This window comes from Spirochaetota bacterium, assembly GCA_040756435.1.
Lineage (GTDB): Bacteria > Spirochaetota > UBA4802 > UBA4802 > UB4802 > UBA4802.
This window is the reverse complement of the sequence record JBFLZD010000081.1, coordinates 1-10,529: the sequence shown is the minus strand read 5'-3', so window position 1 is coordinate 10,529 and position 10,529 is coordinate 1. Positions and strand designations below refer to the sequence as shown.

Sequence of the window (10,529 nt, the reverse complement as noted above, 5' to 3'; positions counted from 1 at the left end):
TGGCCACAAAATTTTTGTGCCAAGCTTTTCAGCCATTTCTCTTTCTTTGCCAAATGCAAGTGGCTTCTGGATATCAACAGCTGTCACGCTTTTTGCGCCATGCCTCCATGACTCACAAGCTATATCCATTCCAACATTACCTGCACCAATGATAACAACATCTTTACCCGTCAGGTCCATTGGATTGCCTTCGTTGATTCCCATCAAAAATTCCAAACCAGAAATAATTCGCTCACCACCTTTGACCTGAAGTTTACGCGAAACATACGCACCAGTTGCCACAAGCACAGCATCAAAATCTTTGTAAATCTTTTCAAAAAGATTTTTATTAACGGGTGTATTTATCTTAAACTCAATAGGCAAGCTTTTAATTCTATTTAAATCCTTGCTCAAAACTTCATCGGGTAATCTGTCCTTGGGAATTGCCAGGCGAACCTTTCCGCCAATGTCAGCCGTCTTTTCAAACACGGTGACGCGGTACCCCCTGCGTGCAAGCTGCCATGCAGCAGACAAACCGGCAGGGCCTGCACCAATAATGGCTATGCGTTTATCCTTTGGTTTGCCATATACTGTTGGATTAAAATCGGGATAGTACTCACGCGCTAAATATGGAATATTCATTGGCCCATCAATCATGTTGCGACTGCAAGCCTGCATACATGGTGCAGGGCAAACCGTCCCACACACCGACATGCGAAATGGCGTGTACTCATCCATTAATAATTGCGCTTCTTTAATTTTCCCATCTTTTATTAAGTTGATAAACACAGGTGTTGGAATACCACTGGGACAAGCATATGTACATGGTGGTGTCAGATTCAGGTGAATAGGTCTTTTGGTTTTAATATTCATTGCTGGAGCATATAGGTTAGCAAAAGGTCTGTGCCCTTTTTTGGTAATTTTTTTAAAATCATTTAATGTTATGTGCGATAGTTCAATATACGGGAACGTTGCTTTAAAAGTTTGCAGCACATTCTGCAAAAAAGCAATATCTTCCTTATCCATTTCTGCCAGAATAGCACCAACACCCAGGCGGCGTTTATCTACATTCCCACGAATGTATATGACACCACCATGTATGCCAGTACCAATGTCATTGCCAACCGGCTCCTTTTCATCAAAACGATTGAGTACCACCACACGGCCTCCTGCCATATATTCGCCACAATAATCCTTAGCAGTGCCGCCAATAACAAGAAAAGGTATCTGTGTTTCATATTCTTTCATGTGAATACCAGCTCGATATTCAACATCATCACGAATTAAAATTTGACCACCACGCATTGAATGCCCCGGGATTTCACCTGCTTTTCCATGTACTACAATCGTACCAGCATTCATGGTATTTCCTATCCCATCCTGTGCATTGCCATGAACAATGATAACAGGACCATTCATAAATGCACCTAAATCCTGCCCGGGCGTGCCATTAATGGTTATGGTTACGTCAGCGTTAAGACCTCCGCCAATGTAACGCTGACCCAAAACATTTTCCAGCGTTACAGTAGTTTCCCCTTTTGCAACAAGTTCCCGTATCTGACGGTTTAACATTTTATAATAAACGCCTTTAGCATTCAAGGTTGCAGTCAACACCATCGTTCCATCCTCCTTTATGCTCCTGCATGCTTAACACCTAAAATTCTTAATTCTTCTTCATTCAGGCCAACGCCACGCAGCCTGTCCCTATTACCACGCATTGCCTCAATAGCATTGATACCCATTGAACCCATGAGTTCCTCTATTTCCTCGGCCCATGCATGAAGTAAATTCTTCAGTGCCCATGCTGCTTCATCAACATCAATGCGCTCGGCAAGGCCCGGCTTATTTGTGGTTATACCATAGGCACATTTCCCGGTAAAACACCTCTGACACATGCCACATCCTAATGCAATAAGCACCGGTGTTGCAACATATACAGCATCAGCACCCAAACAGATTGCCTTCAGCACATCTGATGAGCACTGTATACCACCGCTGGCTACCAAGCTTACCTGATTGCGTATCCCTTCCTGGCGCAGCCGCTCATCTGCTGCAGCTATTGCCAGTTCAATGGGGATGCCAGTATTTTGACGTATTTGCAAAGGCGTTGCGCCAGTACCTCCTCTAAATCCATCAATGGCAATGATATCAGCACCAGCCCGTGCAATGCCGCTGACAATTGCAGCAACATTATGTACTGCAGCAATCTTAACGCTTACTGGCACTTTATATTCTGTTGCTTCTTTTATTGCATAGATTAATTGTCGCAGATCTTCAATAGAGTAAATATCATGATGCGGCGCAGGAGACAATGCGTCACTACCCACCGGGATCATTCGTGTTTGGGATATTGGAGGGGTAACCTTTTCGCCTGGCAGGTGTCCACCAATTCCTGGCTTTGCACCCTGCCCTATTTTAATTTCAACTGCAGCAGCTGATTTTAAATAATCCTCACTTACTCCAAAACGGCCTGAAGCCACCTGCACAATAGTATTAGCACCATATTTTTCACGTAATGATTTATGAAATCCGCCCTCACCAGTATTCCAGTACGTGCCAATTTCTTTGGTTGCTTTTGCTTCGGCTTCATGGACACGCAGGTTCAATGCACCAAAACTCATAGCACCAAACATTATGGGGACTTCTAATTTAAGAAGCGGGAACGTTTCCTCTCCCCACTGTGCAGGACGCCTGCCCAAATACGTACGAATTTCCATTGGTTCACGCAAAGGGTCTATGGAAGGATTGGTAACCTGGCAGGCATCAAACATCAGGTGGTCAAAATAGCGCCGCTGGGGACCTGTTGCACCATTGCCCACTAAAAGCACACCACCTTCTGATGAAGCCTGTTTCCAGATATTGCCTACATAATCAGGAGTCCAGTAACCGTGGCTTGTGTACATGGGACTGTTAACAATATGAATTGCATTATACGGGCACATTTTGACACAGCGTTGACATGAACCACACGATGTAAGGTTAGCCACAGGCTTGTAAACCACTGTGCCATTATCTAACTTTTCTGGTTTTAACGCAATCTCGCCCCATGAGCACTCATGCGCACATAATGTACATCCATTTTTATAGTCACATCGTGAATAATCAATCTCAGGGTGGAAAGGAGGTATGGTTTTCCAGTTATTCTTCATTGAAGCCATTATGCAGCCTCCTCTTTTGCTATATTAATAATAACAGCTTCACCACCTTTGGGCGACCACAGTTCATCCACTTTTGGAGATAGTAACCGTATACTGCATTCCTCAGATGATGCATAGTAGGTTGAACCAACGCGCGCACAGACAACTGGCCGCAGCTTGTTTCGGTCATTAAGAACTATCGCCCCGCCCGAATGTGTGAGTACTATACCAAAAGGCCCATTCACAATAGCCTGGCCGTATAATTGCCGCAGAAGCATTTTTTTATCTGCATTTTCATATTCGATGTCTTCCCACAACGAAGGGGCCATCACAAAACAGGCATCCTCAATGCTCAGGCCATCTTTTCGGGTTAGCTTGTCAAAAATATAGCTTATGACTTCGGTGTCGGTCTGGAGCATACAAAAGTAGCCAAACATCTCTAACCAGCGTTTATTGGTGCCATAACTGGTTATTTCACCATTGTGCACAACGGCCTTGTCAAGAATGGTAAACGGGTGAGCACCACCCCACCACCCCGGAGTATTGGTTGGGAACCGGTTATGGGCAATCCACATGTACCCTTTGTAATCCTGTATGCGGAAAAAATCAGCAATATCTTCAGGGAACCCCACACCTTTAAACACCCCCATATCTTTACCACTGGATATAACATAGGCATCGCCCATCCTGTTAATGGACATAACGATATCAACCATGGCATCATCTTCATTTTTACCCACAGGAATCTGTTCCTTTAATGGATTGACAAAGTAGCGTTTAAAGTAAGGCCCTGAAGGAATAGTGCTTGTTGGGTATACGGGAATCTCTTCGGAGTGATGGACTTTTGTCTTTTGTTCCAAAAAGTTTTCAATTTTTTTTATAATGTCGCTGTGCCTTCCCCCCTGATACATAATATGGACAGCATAATTATCTTTATGTTCGGGATAAATGCCATAGGCTGCAAAACCTCCGCCAAGGCCGTTTCCTCGTTCATTCTGAATACGAATTGCTTCACGGATGTAACTGCCATCAATCTTTGTTCTGTCAGTGTTTATTATACCTACTATTCCACACATAACACCCTCTTTACTTGTTTAGTGGTAAGAACCATATGTAGCGCATGCACCCTGTAATTCAATACAAAAGGCTGCATATATGTTACAGCTATGTTAAATTTTAAGAGCATAGTTAGATCAAATTTTTTGTTCACCATCTTGTAGTGTTTATAATGCAAATACCAATGAAATCACCATGTAAACATCATTCTACTGATTCTAGAAAGCTATCCTGGTATCAGAAAAGTAGAATCCCGGATGCTAACACAAAATAATAACAAAATGCACACTAATCAAGATTGCAAATAGGTATCACTATAATAAATTTGTAAAAATCACTAAATAATTTTAAAGTATAATGCTTTACATCAAAAGAATATATAATAATTTTGGGCGATAGTAACCGGGAGAGGCATCATGTTTTTTTTAAAAAAACTTATCACCAGTGCAATGCTGCCACCTGGCATTTTTGTCATTGTGTTTATTATCATTGGTGTGTGTGTAAAACGAAAAAGCATTACCATATTGTCGCTATCATGTGCGCTGCTACTCTATTCGCTATCAATTGAACCGGTGAAAGATGTTTTATTCTATCATTTAGAAAAACAGGCACAGGCGATAGTCCCCGGTATCCATGCCCACAAGATTAATACCACTAATGGTACACAAAATACATTAAACCATATAAACACAATAGATGCCATAGTTATCCTGGGAGGTGGCGTGTATGAAAATGGCAATTTTAAAGAGGATTCAGTAAACAGGCTACTGGCTGGTTATCTTTTGTATACCAATACACACAAACCAATCATACTATCGGGAGGTTCAGCTGGTGGTAACATACAAGAAAGTTATACCATGTACTCTGTGTTACAGCGGTTAAATGTTAAAAAAGAGGACATCATTATTGAAAGCCAGAGCAGAGATACTGATGACAATGCTTTAAATGTTATTAAAATATGTGAAAGAAAAAATTATAGATCTATTGCCCTGGTAACATCTGCCTATCATATGCCGCGTGCTTATAAACTTTTTGGAAAGTCAAATGTATCAATTACACCCGTATTGTGTGATTCTAAACTGGATATGCAGTATACCATATATAGCTTTTTGCCACAATTTTCAAGTTTTGCTAATTCCACGAAAGCTTTGCGGGAGTATATTGCACTTTTTGTGTTATATGTAGCAGTAAGTTTGTAATATGAACTATCGCTCAATATATTAGCCGTTAATTTTTTCCACATCACCGGTCAGGCAGCCTATTTCCATAAAAAACCTGTTTTGTGGTACCGGCATACCATACAGCCTTGTTTCAATAAGTTCAGTGATAATACCGCATTGCTTCACTGTATCTAAATATGCATAACGCGTAACAGCCCCACCCTGTGTTACGATAACACCTGATTGGATAACCTCAATGCCTGCTTCATGCACCTGTTTCATCCCCTGATTGTATGATAACACCAGCGAACCAGCATGGTGCAAACCGCCACCAGAGGTGGCAATAAGATTTGTGTATATGCACTCGTCGCCGCCTCTAAGCTCTATAAGCTCAACCTCAATTCCTTTATGAAACGCAAGAACGATATCAACGTCAATAGTTATCGGTTTACCGCGGTACAATACTTCATGCTTTACAGTCTTTGACTTAAACCAGGGGCCAATTCCTAATATGCGTGTGTAGTTTTTAACAGCTTCATGTATATCTGTAACAAGAATTCCTAATTGATTGATTGCTGGAAGTTTAATATTTTGGTGTTTATTGATTAATTCAGGATTATGCATGCAAACCTCCTTTAAAAATATATCATCTATTATCGTATCTTGCCATACACCGTTTTACCCTGCTTGAATGCAGAATCTCAGTGTTGGGAGAATGCTACTATATTACTGCAAATAAATGGGGATGAGTTTATGTTTTTTCCATTATTTCCGGTGGTAACCCCCATATTATTTGATAACTATGACATCCAAAGACCTTTTCAAAACTAAATGTATAGCTGGTAAACCGATAACTATATGTATTATCTTCTTTAAGTAACCTTTTTACAAATTCATCCAATACATTTTCAATACAATATTCAATTAAAAGCGCCACACTCATCTTCCACAATTTCTTCATATCCAGCAAAAATTCGTATTCGTTGTAGCGAACATACAGGTGCATACGTTCCCATTCGCCTTGTCTCCGTTTCCTGTATCGAATGCCCTTAAAAGTCTTGGGCTTTTTCTTTTCGCATAATGCAGCATAATGTATGAGAGATGTTAAAAAATCGGTTACTGGAATATCAAATGTGTCGGCATAATGATGTAATAGCTTTCGATGTTCTTTTTTGATGCATGTTGTTGTTTCAAACTGCATATAGTATCCTCCCAGAGTATAGTGTTTATATAGTTGTACTTTATATAGATACAGTAAGTATTATTTATAAACATTTTATAATCAACAAAGCTTACTGCCAATAACCATAGCTAAGAAATACATTCATTTTTTATTAAGAATAACATTGCTTTGCATATAGGAACAATTCTTGAATTTACATCATATTGAAATATAATGTCAAATCACTAATTATTCCTAAATGTGGAAATTTGAATAAAATATAAAATAGTATACACCCCCGCCGCCGAAGGCGCCTGGGGTGTACACTCTATTCATTATGAAATTTTTTAAGGAATTATTGCTGATGTCAAATAAAAAATTTTTGTATAGTTTATCTAATATGCAACATTATAATCTTTTGAAATAATTTCTTTACTTTTTATATTGCTTTGTTATATAATAACATAAATACGTAATGGAGGTTTAACAATGAATAGGGGAAAAAAAGTAATTATTGGTTTGATTATCCTGATACTGGTTCTGGCAGTGGCTGTATTGTTATATGTCAAAAATCTTGCCAAATCAGGACTACCACAGTATTCAGGACAGCTGCAATTAAAGGGACTGTCACAAGCTGTAAAAATTTACCGTGATGAATATGGCATACCCCACATTTATGCAAAGAACGAACATGACCTTTATCTTGCAACCGGCTTTGTCATGGCACAGGACAGAATGTGGCAGATGGATTTACTGCGCCGTGTTACCACTGGCAGGTTATCCGAGATTTTTGGGAAGGATATGGTGGATACTGATGTATTGATGCGCGCTTTGCAGATAACAAAAAAATCAAAATATGTCATAGCCCATACAGACCCAACTGTCATATCACATCTGCAAGCATTTGCTGATGGCGTTAATCAATACTTACAACTTCATGCAGAAAGCCTTCCACTTGAATTCAAGATTTTAGGATATAAGCCTGAAAACTGGAAGGTTGAAGATTCGGTTAATTTAATTGGTTATATGGCATGGGATCTTACCATGCCATGGACAACTGAAACAGTACTGTATAAAATATGGAAAAAAGTTGACCAGGCTCATGCAAAGGCTTTAACGCCAGATGTTAAATATATTACTGATGTTATCTACCCATCATTTGCTAAGGCTAAATGCTTACCAGAGCTATCGAACACAATCCTTCAAGCAACACAAAAAATACAGGACATTGGCGCTGGCATATTCTTTGCAAGCAATAATTGGGCTGTAGCAGGCAAAAAAAGTGTCACCGGCAAACCAATTTTAGCCAACGACATGCACTTAGGTTTGTTCATACCTGGTATATGGTATCAGATGCATCAGGTAGTTGAAGGGAAACTCAATGTTACCGGTGTTGCAATACCTGGTGAACCAAGTATTGTATGCGGACATAACGAGTACATTGCCTGGGGTATGACCAACGTTATGGTTGATGATATGGATTTTTACTTAGAAAAGGTAAATCCCACTAACAAACTGCAATACCAGTATAATGGACAATGGAAAAATTTCACTGTAGTAAAAGAAGAAATTAAAGTCAAAGGCGGTGAAATAATAACAAAAGAAATTCTTTTTACTCACCGTGGTCCTGTGGTTACTGATTTCAAGAAAATGGATGATGTGATATCCATGCGCTGGATGGGTAATGAGCCAAGCAATGAGTTACTGACAGTATATATGCTCAACCGCGCAAAGAACTGGAACGATTTCACCAATGCCATTCGTCACTTTCGTTCAGTAAGCCAGAATATTGTGTATGCTGATACTTCAGGTAACATAGGCCTATATTGCGCTGCTGGCATTCCTATACGAAAAGGAAATCCCATGATGATCAATCCTGGCTGGACCAGTGAGTATGACTGGAAGGGGATAGTGCCTTTTGAAAGACAACCCCATATGTATAATCCCACTCAGGGTTTTGTTGCCTCAGCCAACAATAAAACAGTCATGGAACAATACCCTTATTATATCAGCTACTGGTTTGAAATGCCATGGCGCTATAACCGTATCACTACTCTATTACAACAAAAAGACAAATTATCGGTTAATGATTTTAAAGCAATCCAAACTGATCAGGTTTCAGAACTTGCTACCATATGGAAACCATTACTTTTACAAATAATAGAGGGCGATAGTTCCTTGAAAAAATCATTGGAATATATTTACACCATGCTCAAAGATTGGGATGGTAGCTTTGCAATTGATAGCAGTGCTGCTACACTATTTGATACAATCTACATTAAACTTTCATATAACATTTTCCATGATGAGTTAGGCGATGAGCTTTACGAAGAGCTTGCAAAAGAGAGGGTTCTGGTGAATCTTTTCATTGATACTATACGTGTAAATAAGGGTTCAATATGGTGTGATGATGTATCAACACCCAAAAAAGAATCTTTTAATGATATAATTGCCAAATCTATAAAAGATGCAGTAGATTTGCTTAAGGATGATTTTGGTAATAATCCAGAAAAATGGAAATGGGGAAAAGCTCATAAACTGGTATTAAAACACCCATTGGGTGAAGTAAAGCTTTTAGACTGGTTGTTTGGATATAATCGCGGGCCATACCCGGTTGGTGGAAGTTTCCATACGGTATGCCCATATTCCTATAAACTTAATAATCCATTTGTTATAACTGATGGTGCATCACAGCGGCACATATTCCCCATGCACAATCTTAATGAATCATTAACGGTTATTCCCACTGGCACCAGTGGCCACACTGCCAGCCCCTACTATTGCGATCAAACACCGTTGTATGTTGGCATGAAGTACCACAATGATTACATTGACAGTGAAATAATACAGCGTAATGCAAAATTCATAATGACATTAGTGCCATAGATAAACAAAGAAAGGGGTTCTTGACAGAGCCCCTTTCGTTTTTAAATTCATTTATGCTCCCAACGCTCTGGCAGCTTTCAATACATCATCATAATCTGGTTCCTGAGTGATATCAGGCACAATCTGACGATACGCAATGGTACCTGCTTTGTCAATGATCCACACAGAACGGGCAATTAATCCCAATTCCCGTATATACACACCATAACTCAAACTGAAACTTTTATCTTTGAAGTCTGATAAGGTTTTAATATTATTTATATTGAAGGATTCACAAAAGCGCTTCTGAGCAAATGGTAAATCCATGCTTATGGTCAGAACCACTGCATCTAATGAAGCTGCTTCCTTATTGAATCGCGTTGTCTGTAACTGACACACTGAGGTGTCAAGTGAAGGTACAGCACTGATTATAACAATTTTACCTTTAAAGCTTAACAGTGAAACAGGAGCAAAATTAATATCAAGTACTGTAAAATCCAGCGCTTTATCACCAACTGACGGCATCTCGCCTTCAAGTGTTACGGGATTGCCATGGGCTGTAATTTTTAAAGTTGGCATACAACCTCCTTTATTTTCATTTTGGAAACATTAGATATACCTGTGCAATGCCCTCAATTGAACCATTATGCACATTGATAATCTTTGTTGTTATTAACGCCTTTTTTCCATAATAGGTTGTTCCCATAATGATAAAATCAGCTCCAGCTATTGAACCTGTATTAATATAATCGTTATCTTCCACGACACCAGTTGCAGATAAATTTTTTTCATTTATTATTTTGTCTATTTGATCACGTTCAATTAAATCCCATCTTTGTGAAAATAACTTTGACTGCAATAACGTTGCCATTTTTTTACCAAAAGGTGTTGGTTTGCCTTTTGGACCTCCAAACGGAAGTATGGCTATTTTTATATTCTTTTGAGTTGATAATTCCTGTAGCTGTGGCTTTAATTGATTGGCTAAAACATCTGCAGCATCTTCATATGTTTTTGTAACAGGTATAGATGTACTTGCACACCCAAATACAAAAAGAAAAATACCAATTAAAAAAATTTTTCTTTTACTCATAATAAAAATATAACACGCCCAGTAATAATTCCTTAAAAAATTTCATAATGAATACTAGTGTACACCCCCGCCGCCGAAGG

General features: G+C 39.2%; 9 protein-coding genes. 2 read left to right on the top strand and 7 right to left on the bottom strand.

Features of this window, described 5'->3' with window-relative positions; all coding sequences use genetic code 11:
- From AB1444_15405 to AB1444_15395, 3 genes are all read right to left on the bottom strand, one after another.
- The coding region (locus AB1444_15405; protein ID MEW6528042.1) for an FAD-dependent oxidoreductase at window positions 1-1,596 on the bottom strand (1,596 nt) is incomplete at its 3' end.
- Window positions 1,597-1,610: 14 nt separating this feature from the next.
- A complete protein-coding gene (locus AB1444_15400) occupies window positions 1,611-3,128 on the bottom strand; it encodes a glutamate synthase-related protein (GenBank protein ID MEW6528041.1) in 1,518 nt (505 codons plus the stop codon).
- Window positions 3,129-3,136: 8 nt separating this feature from the next.
- A complete protein-coding gene (locus tag AB1444_15395) occupies window positions 3,137-4,192 on the bottom strand; it encodes a glutamine amidotransferase family protein (protein MEW6528040.1) in 1,056 nt (351 codons plus the stop codon).
- Between the two features lie 396 nt (window positions 4,193-4,588).
- Between AB1444_15395 and AB1444_15390 the strand changes: the two genes are divergently transcribed.
- Window positions 4,589-5,371 carry a YdcF family protein gene (locus AB1444_15390; protein MEW6528039.1) on the top strand — a complete coding sequence of 261 codons (783 nt, stop codon included), beginning with the start codon at window positions 4,589-4,591 and terminating at the stop codon, window positions 5,369-5,371.
- Window positions 5,372-5,392: 21 nt separating this feature from the next.
- Here AB1444_15390 and AB1444_15385 read toward each other — a convergent pair whose 3' ends face one another.
- The gene (locus AB1444_15385) at window positions 5,393-5,956 is read right to left on the bottom strand and encodes a VOC family protein (GenBank protein MEW6528038.1); all 564 of its coding nucleotides are present in this window, start codon (window positions 5,954-5,956) and stop codon (window positions 5,393-5,395) included.
- Window positions 5,957-6,083: 127 nt separating this feature from the next.
- Window positions 6,084-6,533: a hypothetical protein gene (locus AB1444_15380; protein MEW6528037.1), complete on the bottom strand. Its 450-nt coding sequence runs from the start codon at window positions 6,531-6,533 to the stop codon at window positions 6,084-6,086.
- Between the two features lie 450 nt (window positions 6,534-6,983).
- Between AB1444_15380 and AB1444_15375 the strand changes: the two genes are divergently transcribed.
- A complete protein-coding gene (locus tag AB1444_15375; protein MEW6528036.1) occupies window positions 6,984-9,380 on the top strand; it encodes a penicillin acylase family protein in 2,397 nt (798 codons plus the stop codon).
- Window positions 9,381-9,431: 51 nt separating this feature from the next.
- Here the strand turns inward: AB1444_15375 and tpx are convergent, their stop codons facing one another.
- Window positions 9,432-9,938: a thiol peroxidase gene (gene tpx, locus AB1444_15370; protein ID MEW6528035.1), complete on the bottom strand. Its 507-nt coding sequence runs from the start codon at window positions 9,936-9,938 to the stop codon at window positions 9,432-9,434.
- A 16-nt stretch (window positions 9,939-9,954) separates the two neighbouring features.
- On the bottom strand, window positions 9,955-10,449 hold the full coding sequence (locus tag AB1444_15365) for a CsgG/HfaB family protein (protein MEW6528034.1): 495 nt from the start codon (window positions 10,447-10,449) through the stop codon (window positions 9,955-9,957).
- Between the last annotated feature and the right edge of the window lie 80 nt (window positions 10,450-10,529).

What these genes read in the sequence shown, in the direction of transcription:
- tpx (MEW6528035.1), bottom strand. Translation starts at nt 9,938, where the DNA reads ATGCCAACTTTAAAAATTACAGCCCATGGCAATCCCGTAACACTTGAA.
- AB1444_15395 (MEW6528040.1), bottom strand. Translation starts at nt 4,192, where the DNA reads ATGTGTGGAATAGTAGGTATAATAAACACTGACAGAACAAAGATTGAT.
- AB1444_15390 (MEW6528039.1), top strand. Translation starts at nt 4,589, where the DNA reads ATGTTTTTTTTAAAAAAACTTATCACCAGTGCAATGCTGCCACCTGGC.
- AB1444_15380 (MEW6528037.1), bottom strand. Translation starts at nt 6,533, where the DNA reads ATGCAGTTTGAAACAACAACATGCATCAAAAAAGAACATCGAAAGCTA.
- AB1444_15365 (MEW6528034.1), bottom strand. Translation starts at nt 10,449, where the DNA reads ATGAGTAAAAGAAAAATTTTTTTAATTGGTATTTTTCTTTTTGTATTT.
- AB1444_15400 (MEW6528041.1), bottom strand. Translation starts at nt 3,128, where the DNA reads ATGAAGAATAACTGGAAAACCATACCTCCTTTCCACCCTGAGATTGAT.
- AB1444_15375 (MEW6528036.1), top strand. Translation starts at nt 6,984, where the DNA reads ATGAATAGGGGAAAAAAAGTAATTATTGGTTTGATTATCCTGATACTG.
- AB1444_15385 (MEW6528038.1), bottom strand. Translation starts at nt 5,956, where the DNA reads ATGCATAATCCTGAATTAATCAATAAACACCAAAATATTAAACTTCCA.